The following is a 23,163-nucleotide window of genomic DNA, read 5'->3' on the forward strand; positions in this document are numbered from 1 at the left end:
GAGGGTATGATAAAGGACAGTTGTTAAGAAAGGAATTTATAGTATGAAAATCAATTATTTGAAAACAACATTTGCAGGAGTTATTGCTGCAGTCTCTCTTTTTATGGCAGGAGCCGTTAGTGCGGATTCCTACACTGTTCAATCAGGCGACACTCTATCAGAGTTAGCAGAAAAGTATTCAACAACCGTTGATGAAATTGTTGCTGCTAATAAGATTGTCAATGCGGATTTGATTCATGTTGGTCAAGTATTGGAAATCAATGCTACAACGGGACAAGAAACAAGCGCTCAAGCACAGACAACTGAGGCAGCTACTGCATCATCTGAAACAACAGCGGCTTCTACAACAAGCTATACTTCAACAGCAACTGGTAGCGAAGCAGCTGCAAAAGAAGAAATTGCTCGTCGTGAGTCAGGTGGTTCTTACACTGCACAAAATGGTCAATATTATGGCCGTTATCAGTTGACAAATACTTACTTGAATGGAGACTATTCTCCTGAAAACCAAGAACGTGTAGCTGATGCATATGTTGCAAGTCGTTACGGTTCATGGTCAGTAGCTCTTGCATTCTGGAATGCAAATGGTTGGTATTAGAAATTAGACAAAAAAACGAGTTTAGTGATTAAACTCGTTTTTTTTGATGTTAACAATGTTCTTGGATAGCAGTATCTGCAGCGATACGCCCAAAGGTAAAGATGTCTGTAAGCGAGTTACCTCCAAGACGATTTCCCGCGTGTAGTCCACCAGCAACTTCACCAGCAGCGTAGAGTCCATTGATGATGGCATCAGATTTATTCAAGACATGGGCCTTTGTATCAATCTTCAGACCGCTCATAGTATGATGGGCAGCAGGTTTACGAGGAATTGCATAAAATGGTGCTTTTTCATACTTCAAATCAAAGCCACCTTTATCAAATTCAGGATCAAAGCCGGCATCAACATAGGAATTATACTTGACAATAGTGTCAACTAACACAGTAGGATCTATATTGATCTGGTGAGCTAGATCCTCTAAAGTATCAGCAAGGAACAATGTTCCAGCAGCTACTTGAGCATCAATTTTTTCTTGATTGGTATTATAGGTTGTAGCCTTGATGTTATCATCGGCGATGAGGTAGAAAAGACCTCTGTTGTCAATTGCTGCCTGAGAAAGCTTGTCACGACTGCCATATTCATCTACAAAACGTTTTCCTTCAGTGTTGACCATAATGAAATTTGCAGGGGGAACTTGTAAACCTGAGAAGAGGGCGCCTGTTATAGGATCCGATACAGGCATTAGCTGACTAAATCCCATACCGACAAGTTCGGCTCCTACAGACTGTCCAAGAAGGATGCCATCGCCTGTCACAGCTGGTGTATTTGAAGTGGCAATATCATCTGCAATCTCTGTCCAATAAGTATTGTATTGCTGTAGCATTTTGGTGTTTGCTTGTAGTTAAAATGACTGCTTTGCCATGGATGGTAATATTTTGTCCGTTTCGACCTGTTCCTGCAACACCAGTCACCGTTCCATCAGTCACTAAAAGTTCTTTGACAGGTGTGTCGGTCAGGATGATGCCACCATGTTTTAAAACGAAGTCTTTTAGAACAGAAATGAAAGCAACTCCCATTGGCATTTTGGGTTTGTGACCTCGGCGCCATAGGGCACCAACAGGCATCGTAACTTCATCTCGAACAAATTCGACTCCAACATCTTCTAGCCAACGCACAGATTCTAGGGCGTGCTCTGTCAGCACTGAAACAAGGTCAGAATTTCCATGGATTTCTTGTCCATTTAAGTCTGTTCGTTTACCTCCCAAATAGGTTTGAAGACGGTAGAGGAGCTTGGAGTCAAATAGGTAGCTTGGGTCGTTTAGGTATTCTTCTAATTCACGTTTAAGAGAATGGAAGTCTTCTAGGTATTCAGCGTCAATGCTTGATTCATCCATATTGTAAAGTTCGTGTAAATTATGAGTTTCACCAGGATTTGCTGAAAAAGTAGCCTGTCAAGCTAGATCAGGGGCATTCATTGGCCCGCCAGCACGTACGGTATTTCCTCCGACAGACGGAAATTTTTCAACAACAATGACACGTTTACCAGACTGTAAAGCGCGAGCTGCAGCTGCAAGACCCGCACCTCCACCACCAACAATGACAAGGTCTGTTTCATACGTTTTATATTCTTTGTCGAGAGCAGAAGGTGCTTTAGGGCGTTTGCGGAGGGAGTCAGGATTGCCTCCTGCTAGACGAATTGCTCGCGCTACGCCATCTAGAACACCATTTGAGGTCACGGAAGCACCAGAAACGGCATCGACATTGAGAGTCTGTCCTTCGATAATCTCAGCAGGGATACGACTAAATACAATGTCTGCAATACCAGCTGATTCACCAGAGGAGTCGATATCAATCTTTTCAATTCGCTCTTCTGACAAGGTTACCTGCATAGGTAGATTTCCATTGTGGCCAACAGTCGTCACCGAGTAGGTCCCAGGTTCAAAAATCACCTCTTCAGGTTCGTTTAGTTGATTAGTAATTGTAGCAAATCGAACAAATTTATAAAAACAAGATTCAAGAAAGTCAATCGTTCCTTGGGAAATCAGATTTCCTTCTTCGTCAAATGCTTGGTGAGCACGGCCTAGTAAGAACTCGTTACCTGGCATGACAACAGCATTGACATCGGGTGCATCTAAGATTTGTCGGAGGTGAAGCTGAGCGCGTGAGGAGCCCTGGATATCATAAGAAGCCCCACAATCATGACTGGTTTGCCAGTGAGTGGATGAATAGAGAAAGGAAGCCATTCTAAGAGGCTGTTGAGAGCCGAAGGAATGGTATGGTTGTGCTCAGGTGTTGCGATGATGACGCCGTCAGCACTTGAAATTTTTTCATTGAAGAGTTGGATAGCTGGTGAAGCAGTCTGATCATTTGTCTCATCAAACATAGGAATATCAGTAATTTCTAGAATTTTGATGTCAACTTTTTTTACAAAGTGTCTTTGCATGAAAGATAGCAATTTTCGATTATAAGAACGCTGTGCATTTGTACCAACGATACCAATAAATTTCATAAAACAAGCCTCCTAGCACTCTTTTTCCCAAGCAAACTGCCGTTTTTGATCAGTATTTGCCTGTGTTACTAATTCCTGCGTCATCTTTACAAAGGTTGTAAACTCTGTAAAGTGTTCTTCAAGTTCTTCTACTTTTTCAGGAATGACTAGATTAGAGTTAGCATCGAGTGCTTGTTCAGAGTGTCCAAGCAAAAACTCTGTTCCTGGCATAATTCGGGCTTTTAATTCAGGCGCATCTAAAATTTGACGAAGATGAGCTTGAGCTCTAGAAGAACAGAGGGCACCCAAAGAAGCTCCAACAATCATAGTGGGTTTATTGATTAGTGCGCGACTAGTATAGGCAATCCATTCAAGGGCGCTTGCCAATGGAGCTGGAATGGTATGATTGTATTCAGGTGTTGCGATGATAACACCATCTGCCGTTAGTATTTTTTCTGAAAAATCTGCCACAGGAGTAAGCGCAATCCGATTTTCGGGCTCATTAAAAGCAGGAAGTTGGCTAATTTCAAGTAGCTCTATTTCTACCTGGTCTGAGAAATGTTTTTGCATAAACTGTAGCAATTTACGATTGGTAGATCGCTTGGAATTGGTTCCAACAATAGCAACTAACTTCATTGTGAAAACCCTCTCAATTCTTATTTGACCTAACTATACACCAAATATAAAAGCAATGCAAACCTTTTCAAAAACAAATGTTGATTTTTACAAAAAAGACACTCCTTTCTTAGATTAAAGGAGTATCTTTAATTTGTATTAGCGTGATTTAAAGATGAATGAGCAGAATTACGAAAACCTAATTCTCTTTACAGTATGTTGACAAAGTTGTAAAAAGGTAATGAAAATTATCTTAATTTCCAAAGATTTCTTGGGCCAGGCGCTTGCCTGTTGGAGTAGCTGCAAGTCCACCTTCAGCTGTTTCACGAAAGGCAGTCGGTAAGCTAGAGCCAACTTGGTACATGGCATCAATCACTTCATCAACTGGAATTTTAGACTCAATGCCAGCCAAGGCCATATCAGCTGCTACAAGTGCAAAGCTAGCTCCCATGGCGTTACGTTTCACGCAGGGAACCTCTACTAGCCCAGCTACAGGATCACAGATGAGGCCCAGCATATTTTTAATGACAAAACAGATAGCCTGGCTAGCTTGATAAGCAGAACCGCCTGCAGCAAGCGTTAGGGCAGCGGCCGACATAGCGCTGGCAGATCCTACTTCGGCTTGGCATCCGCCTTCAGCCCCCGAGATAGAAGCGTTGTTAGCAATCACAAGTCCAAATGCTCCAGCGCTGAAGAGGAAATTAAGTTGCTCTTCTTCTGTTAATTCGAGCTTTTCAATCGCAACGGAGATAACTGCAGGTAGACAACCTGCCGAACCAGCAGTTGGGGTTGCACAGACAAGTCCCATTTTTGCATTTAATTCATTGACAGCTATGGCGTTTCGGGCAGCAGATAAAATAGTAGAATCTGCTAATGTTTTTCCAGACTGGATATAACGATCAAGCTTAGCAGCATCTCCGCCAGTCAATCCAGAAACAGATTTGCTATCTGTTAGACCGTCTTTTACGGAGGATTTCATAACTGTCAAGTTCCTTGACATTAGTGTCACTATTTCTTCACGACTACGTCCAGTTAATTCAATTTCGGTTTCAATCATAAGCTCCGCTACGCTTCCGTTAAAACGGTCATTAGCTTGTTGAACGAGCTCTTCTACAGTATAAAACATAGGTGTCCTTTCTAGTTGAAGAAGTTGACATTGTGTAAATGAGGAATCGTTTCAATTTCTTTTACAGCCTCATCACATTGACGGGAATCCACTTCGATAATCATGATTGCTTTCTCACCCGCTTTTTCACGTGTAACGTTCATTTGAGCGATGTTGATATTGTAGGTAGACAGTATCTCTGTCACATGGGCAATCATACCAGGGACATCTTGGTGCACAATGATAATCGTCGGAGTATTCATGTTTAAGTTGACAGCAAAACCGTTTAGTTCTGTTACTTGAATATTTCCTCCACCGATTGAAACACCAGTTGCAGAGATTGATTTTGTATCATTTTTAATGACAATTCGCGTTGTATTTGGGTGCGGAGTATTGCTATCTTTGTTAATTTTCCAGTAAACTTTGATACCACGCTCGTGCGCAATATCGAGTGAATCAGGAATGCGTGGGTCATCTGTGTCCATGCCTAAGATACCGGCAACGAGGGCGACGTCAGTACCATGTCCACGGTAGGTTTTGGCAAAGGAATTGAAGAGTTGAAATTCTACTTCAGTCGGCTCTTCTCCAAAAATAGATGAGACAATTTTACCGATACGAACAGCACCAGCAGTATGGCTAGAAGAAGGACCAATCATGACTGGTCCGATAATGTCAAATACGGATTGAAATTTTAAATTTTTCATTGTTTTCCTCGAATTTTTTTCTACTGTTATTATAACAAAAATAGATAGGGAGTAGGGGGTTATAATCATTCAATAAAATGCATAAAAGTAGTGTGCTGAACTATCTTCTCCCTCATTCTATTTGTTTTTAATTAGAGGTAGATTATGTTATAATACTCTCTGCGCTTAGCGCTTCAAAATCGACCTTCAAATCGTTTTTTGAAATCAAATTTGAAATACGACCTTCAAATCGTTATTTCTACGAAAAGATGGGAGAAAATTATGACAGATAACTCGAAAACACGTGTTGTCGTTGGTATGTCAGGGGGAGTTGACTCTTCAGTGACTGCCTTACTATTGAAAGAACAAGGCTATGATGTCATCGGTGTCTTTATGAAAAACTGGGATGACACGGATGAATTTGGTCATTGTACAGCAACTGAGGACTACAAGGATGTAGCTACTGTTGCGGACCAAATTGGAATCCCTTACTACTCTGTCAACTTCGAAAAAGAGTACTGGGACCGTGTGTTTGAGTACTTTCTTGCAGAGTATCGCGCCGGCCGTACGCCGAATCCAGACGTTATGTGTAACAAGGAAATTAAGTTTAAAGCCTTTCTAGACTATGCTTTAACACTCGGTGCCGACTACGTGGCAACTGGTCACTACGCACAAGTTTCACGCGATGAGGATGGGATCGTACACATGCTTCGTGGTGCTGATAATAATAAGGATCAGACCTACTTCCTTAGCCAATTATCACAAGAACAATTACAGAAAACACTGTTTCCTCTAGGACATTTGGAAAAGCCAGAAGTACGCCGTCTAGCTGAGGAAGCTGGTCTTGCTACTGCTAAGAAAAAAGACTCGACAGGAATTTGCTTCATCGGCGAAAAGAATTTTAAAGAATTCTTGGGTAATTATCTACCAGCTAAACCAGGACGTATGATGACTGTTGACGGTCGTGATATGGGAGAACATGCTGGTCTTATGTACTATACGATTGGGCAACGTGGTGGTCTTGGAATTGGTGGACAGCATGGAGGGGATAACCAGCCGTGGTTTGTTGTTGGTAAGGACTTGTCGCAAAATATTTTGTATGTTGGGCAAGGTTTCTACCATGAAAGCCTTATGTCGACTAGCTTGACAGCTTCTGAAATTCATTTTACCCGTGAAATGCCGCAAGAGTTTACCTTAGAATGTACAGCTAAATTCCGCTATCGTCAACCAGATAGTAAAGTAACAGTCCACGTTAAAGGAGACAAGGCAGAAGTTATTTTTGCAGAGCCACAACGAGCTATTACGCCAGGACAAGCAGTTGTTTTCTATGATGAACAAGAATGCTTGGGCGGAGGAATCATTGATTTGGCTTTCCGTGATGAAGAACTTTGTCAGTACATCTAAGTTGACAGTTTTGATTGGCAAAATTCTTGACTTTTAACCAACAAATGATAGAATATCAGTAACAATACCGATGATGGTCAAAGCTCATGGTCTTGCAGGTCTTTTTTGGCATGCAGTCCTTAGCTTTGTCCATTTTTTATGTAAAAAAATAAAGGAAGAAAAAGATGACTCATCAATTTGCTGAAGAATACGACGTTATTGTCATCGGTGCAGGACATGCTGGTGTAGAAGCTAGCCTTGCTGCTAGCCGAATGGGTTGTAAGACCTTGCTTGCGACCATCAATCTGGAAATGCTGGCATTTATGCCTTGTAATCCTTCAATCGGAGGATCCGCCAAAGGAATCGTTGTCCGTGAGATCGATGCTTTGGGTGGTGAAATGGGTAAAAATATTGATAAAACCTATATTCAGATGAAGATGCTGAATACTGGTAAGGGGCCTGCTGTACGTGCTTTGCGTGCCCAAGCAGACAAGGCCCTTTATTCGCAAACAATGAAGCAAACAGTAGAAAATCAAGAAAACCTTACCCTTCGTCAGTCTATGATTGAAGAAATTTTAGTAGAAGACGGGAAAGTTGTCGGTGTCCGTACAGCTACAAATCAAAAATTTGCGGCAAAAGCTGTTGTGGTGACGACTGGAACGGCTCTTCGTGGGGAGATTATCCTAGGAGAACTCAAGTATTCTTCTGGTCCAAATAATAGCTTGGCTTCAATCGGGCTAGCTGATAACTTGAAAAATCTTGGCTTGGAGATTGGGCGTTTCAAAACTGGAACACCACCTCGTGTAAAGGCGTCGTCAATCAATTATGATGAGACTGAGATTCAACCTGGGGATGAAAAGCCAAACCACTTCTCCTTCATGTCTAAGGATGAAGATTATTTGAAAGATCAAATCCCTTGTTGGCTAACTTATACAAACCAATCAAGTCATGATATCATTAACCAGAATCTTCACCGAGCGCCTATGTTTTCCGGGATTGTAAAGGGAGTTGGACCACGTTATTGTCCATCTATTGAGGATAAAATCGTTCGTTTTGCAGACAAGGAGCGTCATCAATTATTCTTGGAACCAGAAGGCCGTACAACCAATGAAGTTTACATCCAAGGTCTGTCAACGAGTCTACCCGAAGATGTTCAAATTGGCTTGATTCATTCTATCAAAGGACTTGAAAATGCAGAAATGATGCGGACTGGCTACGCTATTGAATACGATATTGTCTTGCCACATCAGTTGCGAGCAACCCTTGAAACTAAGAAAATTTCAGGTCTCTTTACAGCTGGGCAAACCAATGGTACTTCTGGTTACGAAGAAGCAGCCGGTCAAGGAATCGTTGCGGGAATCAACGCTGCGCTTAAAGTTCAAGGTAAGCCAGAACTGATTTTAAAACGTAGCGATGCCTATATCGGGGTAATGATTGATGACTTGGTTACCAAGGGAACCCTGGAGCCCTATCGTTTATTGACTAGTCGAGCAGAATACCGCCTGATTTTACGACATGACAATGCAGATATGCGCTTGACTGAGATCGGACGCGAGGTTGGCTTAGTGGATGATGAGCGCTACCACAAGTTTCAAGCCAAGAAGCAACAGTTTGACAGCGAGTTGACAAGGTTGTCAACTATTAAGTTAAAACCTGTAAAGGAAGTCAATGAAAAAGTTGTTTCATTGGGCTTTAAGCCACTAACGGATGCGTTAACAGCTAAAGAATTTATGCGTCGTCCAGATATCACACACGCCGTTATAACGCAATTTATCGGACCAGCAGCGGAAGAGCTGGATAGCAAGGTTGTTGAGTTGCTTGAGACGGAAGTCAAATATGAGGGCTATATTGAAAAAGCTTTGGACCAAGTTGCTAAAATGAAACGCATGGAAGAAAAGCGGATTCCAGCTGATATTGACTGGGATGATATTGACTCGATTGCGACAGAAGCGAGACAAAAATTTAAGAAAATCAATCCAGAAACGATTGGTCAGGCTAGTCGGATTTCGGGTGTGAATCCGGCCGATATTTCAATTTTGATGGTCTATCTGGAAGGACGTAGTCGCTCAATTGCCAAAAATAAGGAAAAAGAGTAGGCTTAGCCTCTCTTTTTTGTGGTGTTTGAGGACTAAAAAGAATGGATTTTTCAGCCTTTTTATGGTAAAATGGCGACCAGAGGTTTATAATGAAAAAATTTCGATTTTCAACCCTTCATTTTGTAATGATTGGGCTCATCTTATTTGGTAGTTTAGCGGCCATTACGACCGTATTTCAAGGTTCAACAATCATTCATATTTCACTATTTTTAGTGTTAACATTGCTTGTGGCTTTGTTTTTGTTTCAAAAAAAATCCTATGAAATCAGCGAATTAGAGCAGATTGAACGCCTCAATGAAGAGGCGAATTCTGGCTTGATGCAGTTGCTGAATCAGATGCCAGTCGGTGTAATTAAGATTCGACAAGAGGATAATCAAGTTGAGTGGTTTAATCCGTATGCGGAGTTGATTTTTGCTAAGGAAAATGGCGAATTTGACCAGAAAAAGCTGCGTGAAATCGTTGACGTTGGTCTAGATAATGACCGCTCTTATGCAGTTTTAGGTGGACAGCGGTATGCGGTTCACGTAGACTACAATCAAGGATTGTTTTACTTTTTTGATGCGTCTAGTGAATACAATGCGACAGCTAATTTGATTGGTAGTCGGCCGGTTATTGGGATTATTTCCGTTGATAACTATGATGAGCTAGAAGATAGTTTGACAGACTCACAGATTAGTCAGGTCAATAGTTTTTTGGCCCAGTTTGTATCTGATTTTGCTCACGAAAACGGGATTTACTATCGTCGTGGAACGATGGACAGATTCTATTTTTTCACAGACTACACCATCCTAGAATTGCTAATTGACAATAAATTTGTGATTATTGACAAGTTTAGAGAAGAAGCAAAAAATCGAGAATTGCCACTGACGCTGAGTATGGGGATTGCTTATGGAAATGACAACCATCAGCAAATTGGTCAGGTCGCTCTTCAAAATCTCAATATGGCTGAGGTGCGCGGTGGAGACCAGGCTGTTGTGAAAGAAAACAACGAGACACAGCAACCTCTCTTCTTTGGAGGCGGTTCGGCGTCTGCAGTTAAACGTACTCGTACTCGTACTCGTGCCATGATGACAGCTGTTTCAGATAAACTGAAAACAGTTGATAAAGTGTTTGTAGTTGGGCATCGTAACCTAGACATGGATGCTCTTGGGTCTGCTGTTGGGATGCAGCATTTTGCTCAAAATGTCATGAATAATGCCTTTACAGTCTATAATCCTGATGAAATGGGACCGGACATTGAGCGGGCGATTAAGAAGTTGACAGAGGAAAATTGCTCTAACCTGATAACTGTTGAGGCGGCTTTGAAAGAGGTTAGTGATGAGTCCTTGTTAATCATGGTTGACCATTCAAAAATTGGCTTAACCTTGTCAAAAGAACTTTACGATAAGTTTACACAGGTTGTCATCATTGACCACCATAGACGGGATGCAGATTTTCCAAACAATTCCATCTTGACCTATATTGAGAGTGGTGCTAGTTCGGCTAGTGAATTGGTGACAGAACTGATTCAGTTCCAAAATGACAAACACCATAAGTTAAATCGTCTACAGGCCAGTTTGTTGATGGCGGGAATCATGTTGGATACGAAAAACTTTACAGCTCGGGTAACGAGTCGTACCTTTGATGTGGCTAGTTATCTCAGAACGAGAGGTAGTGATAGTTTAGAAATTCAGCATATTGCGGCTACGGATTTTGCAGAATACCGGCAAGTCAATGAATTGATTCTAAAAGGTCAGAAGATGACAGAAGAGATTGTCATTGTCTGTGGCGAAGAAAATCAGTTTTATGACAATATTGTGCCAAGTAAGGCTGCAGATACAATTTTAGAGATGGCTGGTATAGAAGCGACCTTTGTCGTTACTCGTCGGACGAGTGACTATGTGGCCATATCAGCAAGAAGTCGTAGCAAGGTCAATGTTCAGCGGATTATGGAAGAAATGGGCGGCGGTGGTCACTTTAACTTGGCCGCGGCGCAGATTTCAGGGAAATCTATTGAGCAGGTACAGTTGCAATTACGTGAGAAAATTTTGTCAGAAATAGAAGGAGAATAAGATGAAAGTTATCTTTTTAGCAGATGTTAAAGGTCAAGGGAAAAAAGGTGAAATCAAAGAAGTACCAACTGGTTACGCACAAAATTTTTTGATTAAAAAGAACTTGGCAAAAGAAGCTACAAATCAAGCCGTTAGTGCTTTGCGTGGACAAGAAAAATCAAAAGAAAAAGCACATGCAGAGATGATTGCAGAAGCCGAGGCCTTGAAAGCAAAATTGGCTGAGGAAGCTACTGTTGTAAAATTTATTGAAAAAGTTGGCCCAGATGGTCGTACTTTTGGTTCAATTACTAGCAAGAAAATTGCTGAAGGGTTGGAAAAACAATTTGGGATCAAAGTGGACAAACGCCATATTCAGATGGATCATCCCTTGCGTGCCATTGGTTTGATGGAAGTTACTGTGAAATTGTATCAGGATGTGGTTGGTAAGATTCAATTGAGCGTACAAGAAGCTTAAACTAGAAAAGAAGAAGGAATGGAGGTGAGATTTTGGCAGAAATTGATGAGTTGCGTGTACAACCCCAAGACATCTTAGCAGAACAGTCGGTTTTGGGGGCAATTTTTATCGACGAAGGGAAACTGGTCTTTGTACGAGAGTACATAGAGGCAGATGACTTTTTCAAGTATGCCCATAAGATCATTTTCCGAGCTATGATCGCCTTGGCGGATCGAAACGAGGCCATCGATGCGACCACCATGCGGAACTACTTGGCTAGCCATGGGGACTTAGAAAATGTCGGTGGTTTGGGCTATTTAGCTGAAATCATCAACTCTGTTCCAACGTCAGCCAATGCTGAGTACTATGCCAAGATTGTGTCTGAAAAGGCTAATCTACGCAAGTTGATTGACCGTTTGACAGAGTCTGTCAATGCAGCCTATGAAGGTGCGGATGGTTCTGACGACATTATTGCTCAGGCTGAGAAGGCCTTGATTGATGTCAGTGAAGGTTCGAGTCGTAGTGGTTTTAAGCGTATCGATGATGTCCTCAATCTTAACTTTGAGAATTTGGAAATCCGTTCCCAGCAGACGTCTTCTATTACGGGGATTGCGACTGGTTATCCAGCCTTGGATTCCATGACAACTGGTCTTCATGAGGAAGAATTGATTATTCTTGCTGCCCGTCCTGCGGTTGGTAAGACGGCCTTTGCTCTTAATATTGCCCAAAATATTGGGACCAAATTGGGCAAGACCGTAGCTATCTTTTCTTTGGAGATGGGTGCAGAAAGTCTTGTGGACCGGATGTTGGCCTCAGAAGGGGTCATCAATTCTCGTGCCATTCGTACGGGTCAATTGAACGATGAAGAATGGCAAAAACTTATGATTGCTCAGGCTAATCTAGCGCGTGCTAGCATCTATATTGATGACACGCCAGGTATTAAGATTACGGAAATTCGTTCTCGTTCTCGTAAATTAGCGCAGGAAACGGGTAATTTGGGACTGATTCTCATTGACTACCTGCAGCTGATTACAGGGACGGGTCGTGAAAACCGTCAGCAAGAGGTTTCTGAGATTTCTCGTCAGTTGAAAATCTTAGCTAAAGAGTTAAAAGTTCCGGTTATTGCCTTAAGTCAGTTGTCTCGTGGAGTGGAACAGCGTCAGGATAAACGTCCTGTATTGTCTGATATTCGTGAGTCGGGTTCTATCGAGCAAGATGCGGATATCGTAGCCTTCCTTTACCGCGATGATTACTATGAGCGTGGGGAGCAAGAAGATGGCGGCATTCCTAATAACACAGTTGAGGTTATTATCGAAAAAAACCGTTCTGGTGCGCGTGGCACCGTGGAACTCATGTTCCAAAAAGAGTTTAATAAATTTGCAAGTATTTCCAAAATGGAGGAAGGATAAATTATGAGTGACGCATTTACAGATGTTGCCAAAATGAAACAAATTAAACAAGAAATCAAAGAGCACGAAGGTCAAGTTGTTGAGTTAACGCTTGAAAACGGCCGTAAACGTGAGAAAAATAAGCAAGGCCGCATTATTGAGGTTTATCAATCTCTCTTTATCGTGGAATACGAAGATCCAAATAACACTTTTGTAGAATCTTACACTTACTCTGATATCCTAACAGAGAAGATTTTGATTCACTATTTAGACTAAAAGGCTTTACAATGCCTTTTTCTTATGTTATACTGAATTTTGTGTGAAATAACAGCATGAAAACATGAAACTCGTCAACAGAGGCCTTGAAAAACAAGTAACCTTGGCTGTTTAGGCGAAGGGTTTCTGCACGAATCAGGGTTTTCTAATCCGTTATTTCCTACAAATATATTTTATTTATAGGAGGACATGAAAATGTCACGTTATACAGGTCCGTCATGGAAACAATCACGTCGTCTTGGCTTGTCACTTACAGGTTCAGGTAAAGAATTGGCACGTCGTAACTACGTACCAGGTCAACACGGTCCAAACAACCGTAGCAAACTTTCTGAATACGGTTTGCAATTGGCTGAGAAACAAAAATTGCGTTTCTCATACGGTTTGGGTGAAAAACAATTCCGTAACTTGTTCTTGCAAGCAACTAAAATCAAAGAAGGAACACTCGGTTTCAACTTCATGCTTTTGTTGGAACGTCGTTTGGATAACGTTGTCTACCGTCTTGGTTTGGCAACTACTCGTCGTCAAGCTCGTCAATTCGTAAACCACGGTCACATCCTTGTTGACGGAAAACGTGTTGATATCCCTTCATACCGCGTAACTCCAGGTCAAGTGATCTCAGTTCGTGAAAAATCACTTAAAGTTCCAGCTATCCTTGAAGCTGTTGAAGCAATCGTTGGACGTCCAGCTTTCGTATCATTTGATGCTGAAAAATTGGAAGGTTCATTGACTCGTTTGCCAGAACGTGATGAAATCAACGCTGAAATCAACGAAGCACTTGTCGTTGAATTCTACAACAAAATGTTGTAATATTTTATTGCATTTTGTAAGTACCTGTCTCGGCAGGTATTTTTTTATATATAAAAAAGAGCCAGCGGCTCTTTTAATTTGCTTGTGGTAAGAGAATTTTGAGCTGGACCCAGTTGTTTTCTTTGTTGAGCAGCAGATTTCCGTTGTATTTTTTCACGACAAATTCCATACTTTTTAGGCCGAATCCATGGTAGTCTTTGTCGGATTTGGATGTTCTTGGGAAGTCGGTGCTGTATAGGTCAAGGTCTGACGTGTCATAATTATCCAAGCGAATCATGATGAATTGGCTGTGTTGAGAAACTTTGAGGGTAATCAGTCGTTTTTCTGGATCGGTAATTTTTTCGACGGCTTCGATGGCGTTATCGATGGCATTTCCAAAAAGGGCGGAAATATCCATGACATCCATAAAATTTAGTAACTCCCCTTGAACGATGCAGGTCAGGTTGATACCGTTTTGTAGGCAGTAGTGATTTTTTTGTGTCAAAATGGTGTCTAGGATAGGATTTCCAGTCTCAATCTTTGCTTCAAAGTTGTGAATTGCCAGAGTCATCTCGTCTAGATACTGCTTTTGCTTCTCTTTATCTGCTTCTTGGCGGATGATATAAAGTTGATGTTTGAGGTCGTGTACCTTGCGGCTAATTAGCTCGCTATTTTCACGATAGGCTTGGTATTGCTTGTATTGTAGCTGAAAAATACTATTGATAGAGGACAGTTCGTCCCGTAAATAGCGGTCGTACTGCTGAGACTCCTGTGCGTAGAGGAGAAAAATACCAGAGAGATTAACCGTTGTTCGAAGGATGAAGATACTGGTCGAGTCTTGAAAGGGCTGGGTTCCTGTGAAGATAAAACCAATATTGCTGAGCACAAAAATCGTTAGAGAGGTGAATGCAGCCACCCAGACATCGCGGTTTTCAATACTTTTTTCTCTGTCTGCTAGATCGAGTTTGCTTTCCTGAGAGTAGAGAACGAGGAAAACAAGGCTGGAAATAAAGACCATAGTCGCCACCTGACTAACCATGGAGTCCGCTTTTGTCCCCAGAATGAACAGGCAGTAGAGGTGCCAGGAAATGGAGGCCGCTAGTTCAGCTGAGATAAAGGCTTTGGCAGTTAGGTAGGGAGCTGTTTTCTTATGTGTTACGCCCAAGATGCGGATAGAACAAAACATCCAGGCTACATTGATGGCCATGCCGATTGTCCAGAAAAAGAGAGGGAGTTGTCCTGCTAGTAATTGTAGGAGGAGCTGTCCAAGGATTACAGTAGGAATTCGTTTGAGACGCTGAAGCCAGTCCATTTCTCGGATGAGTGGGAGACAGACTAAGAGACAGGCTAGGGATTCTGCAAGAGCTGTATAAATCCGAGGGATGTCTGGAAAATGTGTTACGATCATAGTAGAGTATCTCCCACATAGTTGGTCAGAGCGGTCATGAATTCTTTTTTACGAGGGCGGCTGATTTGGAGAGGAACTCCGTTGACGTAGGAGATGCTGCCTTCAATTCGCTCGACATAAGTGAGATTGACAATATAGCCAGAATTTGATCGGAAGAAATTTTTCTTATCAAGCAAGCTTTCCATGTTTTTCAAGCTATTGCTAGTCGTGATGGTTTCTTCTTTGGTATGGATATGTAGGTGGTGGCCTTCGCTTTCAATGTAAAAAATATCTTTTTGTGCAATTTTAAAGGTTGAAGCCTTGTTTTTGATATAAAGGTAGGCCTCTTCCTCTTCGGGACTTGGTAATTTTCGCAGAATTTTCTTGAAATGCTCTTCAAATACGAAATGACTCAATGGTTTGAGGAGGAAGTCGATGGCTTCAACAGAATAGCCTTGGATGGCTACTTGTGAATGATTGGTGACAAAAACGATGAGGACGTCGCGGTCCACTTGGCGAATTTTTTTAGCCGTCGTCATGCCGTCCATGATTTCCATTTCCACGTCTAGATAAATCACGTCGAACATCTTTTGGTAGTCGCTTGTGATGTCAATCCCATCGTTGAAACAGGTAATATCGACAGATAAACCGTGCTCCTGACAATAGGACTGGATATAGGATGTTAGACGTTCTTGTTCAACCTTCTGGTCTTCTACGATTGCAATTTTCATATAGATAGTATAGCAGAATTGCAGAAAAAATTGAAGTTTAAGAAAAGGATTGCAGATTATGTGTTCAAAATGACAAATTATGAAGAAAGTGTTTTCATAAAAAATTTCTTTTGCTAAAGTAAGTGTATGATTAAGAAAAGGCTTACAAAGTCTTGTTCGGAAAATTTAGGAGGGGTCTTATGAAGACTTGGAAACAATCAGGTCTAGCATTGGCTTCTGCAGCAGTAGCATCCACAGGGATTACCGCTTTCGCAGATGATTATGCTAGTTCGTATCAATCTTGGGATGCAGCAAGTATTGTCAAAAATACGCTCATCATCGCAAGTGTACTCGTCGTAGCCTTGTTTGCGTATTTTATTTACCGCGGTGTGAAAAACAAAGCTTTTGCAGGCAAGAAAAGTAAGATTTTGACAGGTTTGCTCGCCTTGCTCGGTGTGATTATCATCGGGGCTAATTATGCGGTTAATATGTTTGTCGGAGTAATTGATACTTACTTTGCACCAAGCTATGCAGATGATGCAAAAATTGCTAAAGCTGAAAAAAACTCAAAAGAGTTGGTATCAGAAATTCAACGTGAAGGTTCTGTTTTGCTTGAAAATAAGGAAAAGACACTTCCTTTGAAAGACACCAAAAAATTGAATGTCTTTGGCATTTCATCTGTATCCATCACTTATGGTGGTTCAGGTTCAGGTGCGGCAGACGAGTCTAAAAACGTCACTTTACAACAAGGTTTAGAAGATGCAGGCTTTGAGTTGAACTCTGACTTGACAGATTTCTACAAGAAAAACCTTCCTAAAAAAGAAGGTGGAAATGTCTTCTCACTTAATGGTGGTGACTACAACATCTATGAGCCAACACAAGATAAATATTCAGATGATTTGATCAAAGAAGCAAAAGACTTCTCAGATACCGCGGTCGTTGTCATCTCACGTAATGGTGGTGAAGGGGCAGATCTCCCACAAAATATGGCGGATTATAAAAAAGGGGATAAAGACAAACATTACCTCGAATTACAAAACGTCGAAAAAGAAATGTTGGCAATGGTTGAAAAGAATTTCAGCAAAGTCATCGTTGTCGTTAACTCATCAAATGCCATGGAACTTGGCTTCTTGAAAGACCAAGGTGTGGATGCAGCCCTTTGGATTGGTGGATCTGGCTTGTCAGGTTTGACAGCTATCGGTGAAATCTTGAAAGGAGATGTTAACCCATCAGGTCGCTTGGTAGACACCTATGCCTATGATTTAGAATCAAATCCAACGTACTGGAATACAGGTGACTTCTCTTATCTTGATTCAGAATTTGAACGTCAAGGTTGGGCAGGAAAAGAAACTCGTCTCCAAAAATTTGTGAATTACCAAGAAGGTATTTACGTTGGTTACCGTTACTACGAAACTCGTTTTGTAAACAATGAGACTGGTGCAACTGATGAAGCTGCATATGATAAGACAGTTCAATACCCGTTTGGATATGGTCTCAGCTACACGAACTTCAGCCAAGAAATCGAGTCTGTTAAGGAAAATGGCGACAAGATTGATGTGAAGGTTAAAGTGACAAATACAGGTGATGTAGCTGGTAAAGAGGTTGCTCAAGTTTACTACACTGCGCCATATACTGTTGGTGGTGTTGAAAAATCACATGTTGTCCTTGCAGGATTTGATAAGACAGATAAACTAGAACCTGGTCAAAGCCAAGAATTGACAATTTCTTATGACCGTGATGACATGGCTTCATACGACTATAAGACTGAAAAAGCCTACGTTCTTGATGCTGGTAAATACCAAATCAAACTCATGAACAATGCGCATGACGTACTTGATTCAGAAGACTATACAGTTGCTAAGAAAGAAGTTCTTCATCAACGTTCTTCTGATAAAGCTGAAGTAACCAACAAATTTGACTATGCAATCGGTGATGTGGGTTACGTGACACGTGCGGATTGGGAAGGTACACTTCCAAAAGAACGTACAGCAGACAAGAAGACATCTAAGGAAATCCTTAATGAAATGTCTGACACAAACTTCCACTTGGATACAAAATCAGAAGCAGCTTCAAAAGCTCAAAAAGCAGTTGATAACGGCCTTCGTTTAGTAGACCTTGTCGGAGCAGAATACGATGATGAACGTTGGGAAAAATTGATTGACCAAATGACATCAGAAGAAATGGCTAACTTGATTGGATTTGGTGGCTATGCAACTGGTGCTGTCAAATCAATTGACAAACCAGCGACCCTAGATATTGATGGCCCTGCAGGTATCAATGGTATCTTCCAAGGTATTAAAGGGATTCAGTACAATTCAGAAGTAGTTGTTGCCTCAACTTGGAACACAGACCTTGCAGCTAAAATGGGTGATGCATTTGCTAAAGAAGCTCTTGCTCATGGTGTGGTTGGTCTTTATGGACCAGCGGTCAATATCCACCGTTCTCCATTTTCAGGACGTAACTTTGAGTACTACTCAGAAGACCCATACATTTCAGGGAAAATGGCTTCAGCATTGGCTCAAGCAACATTGAAAAATGGTGTTTACACTTATACAAAACACTTTGCTCTTAACGACCAAGAAGACAACCGCGAAGGGGTAGCTACATGGTCAAACGAACAAGCTATCCGTGAAGTATACTTGAAGGCGTTTGAACTTCCTGTAAAAGATGGAAACTCTACTGCTCTTATGTCATCCTTTAACCGTATTGGAACACTTTGGGCAGGTGGAAATAGTGACCTTCTCAACGATGTTCTTCGTGGCGAATGGGGCTTCAAGGGTATGGTTGTAACAGACTATGACGGTCAAGTATACATGAATCCTGATCAATCAATTCGCAACGGTGGTGACTTGATGTTGTCAACATTGGGTGACGTGCCACAAGTTTCTTCAACGACTAAAGAAGGAAACGAGTCACTCCGTCGTGCGACTAAGAATATCCTCTACACAGTTGCTCATTCTGCAGCCTTCGATCTTTACAAACCTAAGACAAAATGGTGGCTTGTAGTCTACCTTGTAGCCAATGTGGTACTGATTGCCCTTGCTGGTCTTGGACTTGCTAAGTTAACAGGTAAAAAGAAAGATGAAGCTGAAGTAGCTTAATCAACCAATAGTATCGATCTCCTAGATATAAAGCTACCTCCGTTGAGGTAGCTTCTTTTGATGAAAAGATTGATCTGTCAAATTATGCAAGGAAAGAGACAAATTGTGTAAAAACGCTTTCTTTGGCTGGTATTCTTGTTAAAATAAGACCAAAGAAAAGAATTTTTTGGAGGAAATCATGAAAGAATGGATCAAAGAACACCCTGATTTATGGGAATTTATCAAATTTAATGTCTTGTCAAACATTGCAACGATTACTAATTTTTGTGTCTTGTGGTTGGGAAGTAGTTTTTTATTTACCGCTTTTTCAAAACAAGCCTTTGACTGGTTTATTTTTCACTATCCTGTAAAAAATGGTGGCTTGAATGGCTTTTTGTCATTCCTATTAGCCTATGTAGCTGCTCAAGTTGTAAATTATATTGTGCAGCGGAAGCTGGTTTTTGGGGCGGAAAATGATATCTCAAAAACCTTGCACTGGTATGTGCTGACGGTAGTTGTGGCAGGGATTTTATCCATTGTCCTGCCTCCCTATACGACGGCTCTTTTCCAATCTTTGGGAATGGGGCTGGGCTGGGCGCAGACGTGTGCCAATTGGGTCAATATCTTTGTCCAAGTAGCGGTCAACTACCCAATGATGAAATTTGTGATTATGAAGTGAGAATGGCTGGGCGGATGTCCAGCTTTTTCGAGTTGACATGGGGTGTAAATGTCCTTATAATTTTATCTAGAAAGGACGGTTTCACGTGAAACAAATTATTCAAACATATAAAAAAGAGGTGAAAGCAGGATTATTGGTCTTACTAGCGGTAATTTCTTTCTTTGTCATTGCGGACTCTACTTTTATAAGAGAGCTGAATGCAGGGCTAGTTAGCTCTTTGGATGGCAAGAAAAACACGGTTGCAGCTTTGGCAGCAACTTCCGTTGCGACATCGACTTCTATTACACTCCTACCGAACGATATCGGCTCGCCAGTAGCAGAAAACATTGCCGATTTGACCAACTATATTGTGGTGATTTTTGGTGCAATCTGGCTACAAAAGTACTTGGTAGGGATTGCCGCACAATTTTTCTTTAAACTGTGTCTCCCTTTGTCGGCTATTTTATTTGCCGGAAATCTGTATTTTCCACGAGATAAGGTCAAAGAGTTGGCAATCAAATTAGCCTTGTTTGGCTTCTTGACCTTTGCTTTGATTCCAACGAGCGTGTCTATTTCCAACCATATCGAAAAAACGCATGAAATCTCAGTTGAGCAGACGGTGAAGCAGGCTACCAAGGAAAATAAATCACTTCAAAAAGAAGCAGAAAAGAATGAAGATTGGTGGTCAAAGGCAACGAGTTTTGTCACAGATGCCTATGAAAATACGATGGATAAGGTGCAAGTGACCATGAGCAATTTGTTGGATGCGGTCGCAGTGCTGATTGTAACGACCTGTGTCATTCCAATCCTAGTTTTCGTCTTTTTCTTTTGGATGTTGCGGATGGTATTTGGGTTGGACCTACATCCGAGACTGCCAAAACTTATCGGTAGAAAGTCTGGGAAACATTCTCATAGTTAATAGACTGACGTGTCGTCAGTCTTTTTTCTACAAATTATGTCAAGAATAGAGCAGGTTATGAAGAAAGCGTTTTATTTATCGAGTTCCTTTGGTATGATTAGCTTATCAGAATCGGATAAATGGAGATTTTTTATGAAACATCAAGCGATTATTCAACAATTAAGTCTAGAAGAAAAGGCGGCTTTAATGACTGGTAAGTCCGTCTGGGAGACCAAGGATTACCTTGAAAAAGGTGTGCCTTCTATCTTTATGGCTGACGGACCGCATGGTATTCGCAAGCAAGAGGGAGAAGGGGACCATCTAGGGCTCAACGCCTCTGTTCCCGCTACTTGCTTTCCAACCGCTGCAACTCTAGCCAATAGCTGGGATCCTGATTTGGTCGAAGAGGTAGGAAGCGCTCTTGGAGCGGAAGCCAGCAGTTTGGGAGTGAACATGGTCTTAGGCCCCGGACTTAATATTAAGCGGAATCCACTTTGTGGGCGAAATTTTGAGTATTACTCAGAAGACCCTTATCAGGCTGGGAAAATGGCTGCTGCTATGATTCGTGGGCTCCAGTCGCAAGGTGTGGTTGCTACACCAAAACATTTTGCGGTCAATAGCCAAGAATTGCGTCGAATGGCGTCGGATTCGATTGTGGATGAGCGGACATTGCGTGAAATCTACCTGACAGGATTTGAAATTGCTGTCAAAGAGGGTAATCCCAAGGCAATCATGAGTGCCTACAATAAAATCAATGGCATTTATGCCAACGAAGACAAGCGATTGCTACGAGATATTTTGCGAGATGAATGGGGCTTTACCGGATTTGTCGTCTCTGACTGGGGTGGCTCTAATGACCACGTTCTCGGTGTACAAAATGGAAGTCATCTAGAAATGCCAGGGACTACGACAGTTGGGCAGAAAGAGATTATTGACGCAGTAAAAAATGGTCAGCTGTCAGAAGCCGTTTTGGATGAGCGGGTGGATGAATTGCTCAATGTTGTCTTGGACCTAGCCGCACAAGAAAAACGAAGTGCAGACTATGATTACCAGCATGCCATTGCACGCAAGGCAGCAGCAGACAGCATTGTTCTCTTGAAAAATCAAGACCACATTCTGCCACTTTCTCCAGAAAAATCAATCGCCGTCATCGGTGAATTTGCTCAAAATCCACGTTACCAAGGTGCAGGTTCTTCGCTCATCAACGCTAAAAAGCTAGAAAATACGGTTGACTGCATGAAAGATTATCCCTTGACGCTTGCAGGCTATGCCCAAGGTTACCAGCGAGTTGATAAAGCAGATGCCAACTTGGCTGATGAGGCTGTTTCTTTGGCGAAAAAAGCAGACACAGTTCTACTTTACATGGGCTTAGATGAAATCAGCGAAAGCGAGGGCTTGGACCGTCACCATCTATCTCTGCCACACAATCAATTATCTCTGTTAGAAAAATTGCAGGCGGTTAATCCCAATATCGTCGTTGTTTTATCGGCAGGGTCAGTTGTGGATATGGCATGGACCAGTGGTGTAAAGGCGGTCATTCACGGCTATCTATCAGGTCAAGCAGGTGCACCAGCCATGCTGGATGCCTTGACAGGCAAGGTCAATCCAAGCGGAAAATTAAGTGAAACTTATCCGATTGACTTGGCTGATTTGCCATCGTCCCGCGAATTTCCTGCGACGGGGGACTACTCACTCTACCGCGAAGGTTTCTACGTCGGCTACCGTTACGTTGATAAGGTGAATGCAGCAGTTCACTATCCATTTGGTTATGGTCTTTCCTATACAGATTTTGCCTATTCTGACCTCACTGTTGAGGAAAATGGTCTGCGCTTGACGGTGACGAATACAGGCTCAGTGGCAGGTAGTGAAATCGTACAGCTCTATATTGGTAAGGCGGACAGTGCCTTTTATCGTCCTGCCAAAGAGTTGAAAGGTTTTACAAAAATTTACCTTGAGGCTGGAAAATCACAAGAAATTTTTATAGCCTTTGATGAATATAGCTTCCGTTATTTCAATGTTGATACCAAGCAATTTGAAGTTGAAGGTGGCGATTATCAAATCTATGTGGGCGCTAGCAGTGCAGACATTCGCTTGACTGCTCAGCTGAAAAAAGAGGCTACGACGAATCAATTACCAGATCAAAGTCACCTTCCACACTACTTGAGTGGACAAGTCACGGCTGTTTCTGATGCAGAATTTGCCCAATTACTTGGTCATCCCGTTCCAGTAGAATCTTGGGAAGTTGGTCAAGAACTTCGTCTCAATGATCCGCTGATGAAAATGCAGTATGCTAAGAGTGGTCTTGCACGCTTGGTTTATAAAATCTTACACCGTCTCCTAAAAAAAGCCGAGGAAAAGGGAACACCAAATCTGAATCTCCTCTTCCTCTACAATATGCCTTTCCGAGCGATTGCTAAGATGACAGGTGACCAGATTGACCAAGCAATGGTTGCGGCCATACTTGTTATGGTCAACGGTCATTTCTTCAAGGGATTGGGTCAACTTTGGAAAGCTTTCCGAGCAAAAAATGTTTACCAAAAACAACTTTCATAAAATGTGTTATAATAAATAAAAAATATCTGCCAGCTAGT

General features: G+C 41.8%; 17 protein-coding genes and 1 pseudogene. 12 read left to right on the forward strand and 6 right to left on the reverse strand.

Translation table 11 applies throughout. The annotated features are described in order from the left end of the window. Window positions 1–43 precede the first annotated feature (43 nt). Window positions 44–595: an aggregation-promoting factor gene (apf, locus tag J2T50_RS05690; RefSeq protein WP_436300130.1), complete on the forward strand. Its 552-nt coding sequence runs from the start codon at window positions 44–46 to the stop codon at window positions 593–595. Between the two features lie 49 nt (window positions 596–644). On the opposite strand, the pseudogene J2T50_RS05695 reads toward apf, so the two are convergent. The 4 genes and pseudogenes from J2T50_RS05695 to sdaAB all read right to left on the reverse strand — a co-directional run bounded on the left by J2T50_RS05695 (window position 645) and on the right by sdaAB (window position 5,447). Then, window positions 645–3,044, reverse strand: a pseudogene (locus J2T50_RS05695) (FAD-dependent oxidoreductase). A gap of 12 nt (window positions 3,045–3,056) precedes the next feature. Further along, window positions 3,057–3,659 carry an NADPH-dependent FMN reductase gene (locus J2T50_RS05700; protein WP_253364601.1) on the reverse strand — a complete coding sequence of 201 codons (603 nt, stop codon included), beginning with the start codon at window positions 3,657–3,659 and terminating at the stop codon, window positions 3,057–3,059. 232 nt (window positions 3,660–3,891) lie between these two features. Further along, window positions 3,892–4,764, reverse strand: coding sequence for an L-serine ammonia-lyase, iron-sulfur-dependent, subunit alpha (gene sdaAA / locus J2T50_RS05705; RefSeq protein WP_253364603.1), 873 nt, complete (start codon window positions 4,762–4,764; stop codon window positions 3,892–3,894). An 11-nt stretch (window positions 4,765–4,775) separates the two neighbouring features. Next, window positions 4,776–5,447, reverse strand: a complete 672-nt coding sequence (sdaAB, locus tag J2T50_RS05710; RefSeq protein ID WP_253364604.1) for an L-serine ammonia-lyase, iron-sulfur-dependent subunit beta — start codon at window positions 5,445–5,447, stop codon at window positions 4,776–4,778. A gap of 261 nt (window positions 5,448–5,708) precedes the next feature. On the opposite strand from sdaAB, the gene mnmA reads away from it, so the two are divergent. The 7 genes from mnmA (at window position 5,709) to rpsD (ending at window position 13,860) form a co-directional block, all read left to right on the forward strand. Then, window positions 5,709–6,830: a tRNA 2-thiouridine(34) synthase MnmA gene (mnmA, locus tag J2T50_RS05715; protein ID WP_253364606.1), complete on the forward strand. Its 1,122-nt coding sequence runs from the start codon at window positions 5,709–5,711 to the stop codon at window positions 6,828–6,830. A gap of 164 nt (window positions 6,831–6,994) precedes the next feature. Continuing rightward, on the forward strand, window positions 6,995–8,905 hold the full coding sequence (mnmG, locus tag J2T50_RS05720) for a tRNA uridine-5-carboxymethylaminomethyl(34) synthesis enzyme MnmG (RefSeq protein ID WP_253364608.1): 1,911 nt from the start codon (window positions 6,995–6,997) through the stop codon (window positions 8,903–8,905). An 89-nt stretch (window positions 8,906–8,994) separates the two neighbouring features. Further along, window positions 8,995–10,956, forward strand: a complete 1,962-nt coding sequence (locus J2T50_RS05725) for a DHH family phosphoesterase (protein WP_253364610.1) — start codon at window positions 8,995–8,997, stop codon at window positions 10,954–10,956. Window position 10,957: 1 nt separating this feature from the next. Next, window positions 10,958–11,410, forward strand: a complete 453-nt coding sequence (rplI, locus tag J2T50_RS05730; protein WP_253364612.1) for a 50S ribosomal protein L9 — start codon at window positions 10,958–10,960, stop codon at window positions 11,408–11,410. Between the two features lie 32 nt (window positions 11,411–11,442). Beyond that, the gene (gene dnaB, locus J2T50_RS05735; protein WP_253364614.1) at window positions 11,443–12,798 is read left to right on the forward strand and encodes a replicative DNA helicase; all 1,356 of its coding nucleotides are present in this window, start codon (window positions 11,443–11,445) and stop codon (window positions 12,796–12,798) included. Between the two features lie 3 nt (window positions 12,799–12,801). Next, window positions 12,802–13,053, forward strand: a complete 252-nt coding sequence (locus tag J2T50_RS05740; protein WP_253364616.1) for a Veg family protein — start codon at window positions 12,802–12,804, stop codon at window positions 13,051–13,053. 195 nt (window positions 13,054–13,248) lie between these two features. Further along, the gene (gene rpsD, locus J2T50_RS05745) at window positions 13,249–13,860 is read left to right on the forward strand and encodes a 30S ribosomal protein S4 (RefSeq protein WP_253364618.1); all 612 of its coding nucleotides are present in this window, start codon (window positions 13,249–13,251) and stop codon (window positions 13,858–13,860) included. Between the two features lie 73 nt (window positions 13,861–13,933). Here rpsD and J2T50_RS05750 read toward each other — a convergent pair whose 3' ends face one another. Together J2T50_RS05750 and J2T50_RS05755 are read right to left on the reverse strand one after the other, a co-directional pair. Beyond that, complete coding sequence (locus J2T50_RS05750) at window positions 13,934–15,247, reverse strand: sensor histidine kinase (protein ID WP_253364620.1); 1,314 nt, start codon at window positions 15,245–15,247, stop codon at window positions 13,934–13,936. Beyond that, complete coding sequence (locus J2T50_RS05755; RefSeq protein ID WP_253364622.1) at window positions 15,244–15,957, reverse strand: LytR/AlgR family response regulator transcription factor; 714 nt, start codon at window positions 15,955–15,957, stop codon at window positions 15,244–15,246. Before J2T50_RS05755 ends, J2T50_RS05750 begins: the two co-directional genes overlap by 4 nt. A 179-nt stretch (window positions 15,958–16,136) precedes the next feature. Here J2T50_RS05755 and J2T50_RS05760 point away from each other — a divergent pair, with 179 nt between their 5' ends. The 4 genes from J2T50_RS05760 to J2T50_RS05775 all read left to right on the forward strand — a co-directional run bounded on the left by J2T50_RS05760 (window position 16,137) and on the right by J2T50_RS05775 (window position 23,125). Then, on the forward strand, window positions 16,137–19,037 hold the full coding sequence (locus J2T50_RS05760; RefSeq protein WP_253364624.1) for a glycoside hydrolase family 3 C-terminal domain-containing protein: 2,901 nt from the start codon (window positions 16,137–16,139) through the stop codon (window positions 19,035–19,037). A 178-nt stretch (window positions 19,038–19,215) separates the two neighbouring features. Then, complete coding sequence (locus tag J2T50_RS05765; RefSeq protein WP_253364626.1) at window positions 19,216–19,695, forward strand: GtrA family protein; 480 nt, start codon at window positions 19,216–19,218, stop codon at window positions 19,693–19,695. Between the two features lie 85 nt (window positions 19,696–19,780). Continuing rightward, a complete protein-coding gene (locus tag J2T50_RS05770; protein ID WP_253364628.1) occupies window positions 19,781–20,593 on the forward strand; it encodes a hypothetical protein in 813 nt (270 codons plus the stop codon). 132 nt (window positions 20,594–20,725) lie between these two features. Further along, complete coding sequence (locus J2T50_RS05775; protein WP_253364630.1) at window positions 20,726–23,125, forward strand: glycoside hydrolase family 3 C-terminal domain-containing protein; 2,400 nt, start codon at window positions 20,726–20,728, stop codon at window positions 23,123–23,125. Window positions 23,126–23,163 lie beyond the last annotated feature (38 nt).

The sequence above is a fragment of the Streptococcus gallinaceus genome, assembly GCF_024170225.1.
In the GTDB taxonomy this organism is placed as follows: Bacteria; Bacillota; Bacilli; order Lactobacillales; family Streptococcaceae; genus Streptococcus; species Streptococcus gallinaceus.

What these genes read in the sequence shown, in the direction of transcription:
- apf (WP_436300130.1), top strand. Translation starts at nt 44, where the DNA reads ATGAAAATCAATTATTTGAAAACAACATTTGCAGGAGTTATTGCTGCA.
- J2T50_RS05700 (WP_253364601.1), bottom strand. Translation starts at nt 3,659, where the DNA reads ATGAAGTTAGTTGCTATTGTTGGAACCAATTCCAAGCGATCTACCAAT.
- sdaAA (WP_253364603.1), bottom strand. Translation starts at nt 4,764, where the DNA reads ATGTTTTATACTGTAGAAGAGCTCGTTCAACAAGCTAATGACCGTTTT.
- sdaAB (WP_253364604.1), bottom strand. Translation starts at nt 5,447, where the DNA reads ATGAAAAATTTAAAATTTCAATCCGTATTTGACATTATCGGACCAGTC.
- mnmA (WP_253364606.1), top strand. Translation starts at nt 5,709, where the DNA reads ATGACAGATAACTCGAAAACACGTGTTGTCGTTGGTATGTCAGGGGGA.
- mnmG (WP_253364608.1), top strand. Translation starts at nt 6,995, where the DNA reads ATGACTCATCAATTTGCTGAAGAATACGACGTTATTGTCATCGGTGCA.
- J2T50_RS05725 (WP_253364610.1), top strand. Translation starts at nt 8,995, where the DNA reads ATGAAAAAATTTCGATTTTCAACCCTTCATTTTGTAATGATTGGGCTC.
- rplI (WP_253364612.1), top strand. Translation starts at nt 10,958, where the DNA reads ATGAAAGTTATCTTTTTAGCAGATGTTAAAGGTCAAGGGAAAAAAGGT.
- J2T50_RS05740 (WP_253364616.1), top strand. Translation starts at nt 12,802, where the DNA reads ATGAGTGACGCATTTACAGATGTTGCCAAAATGAAACAAATTAAACAA.
- rpsD (WP_253364618.1), top strand. Translation starts at nt 13,249, where the DNA reads ATGTCACGTTATACAGGTCCGTCATGGAAACAATCACGTCGTCTTGGC.
- J2T50_RS05750 (WP_253364620.1), bottom strand. Translation starts at nt 15,247, where the DNA reads ATGATCGTAACACATTTTCCAGACATCCCTCGGATTTATACAGCTCTT.
- J2T50_RS05755 (WP_253364622.1), bottom strand. Translation starts at nt 15,957, where the DNA reads ATGAAAATTGCAATCGTAGAAGACCAGAAGGTTGAACAAGAACGTCTA.
- J2T50_RS05760 (WP_253364624.1), top strand. Translation starts at nt 16,137, where the DNA reads ATGAAGACTTGGAAACAATCAGGTCTAGCATTGGCTTCTGCAGCAGTA.
- J2T50_RS05765 (WP_253364626.1), top strand. Translation starts at nt 19,216, where the DNA reads ATGAAAGAATGGATCAAAGAACACCCTGATTTATGGGAATTTATCAAA.
- J2T50_RS05775 (WP_253364630.1), top strand. Translation starts at nt 20,726, where the DNA reads ATGAAACATCAAGCGATTATTCAACAATTAAGTCTAGAAGAAAAGGCG.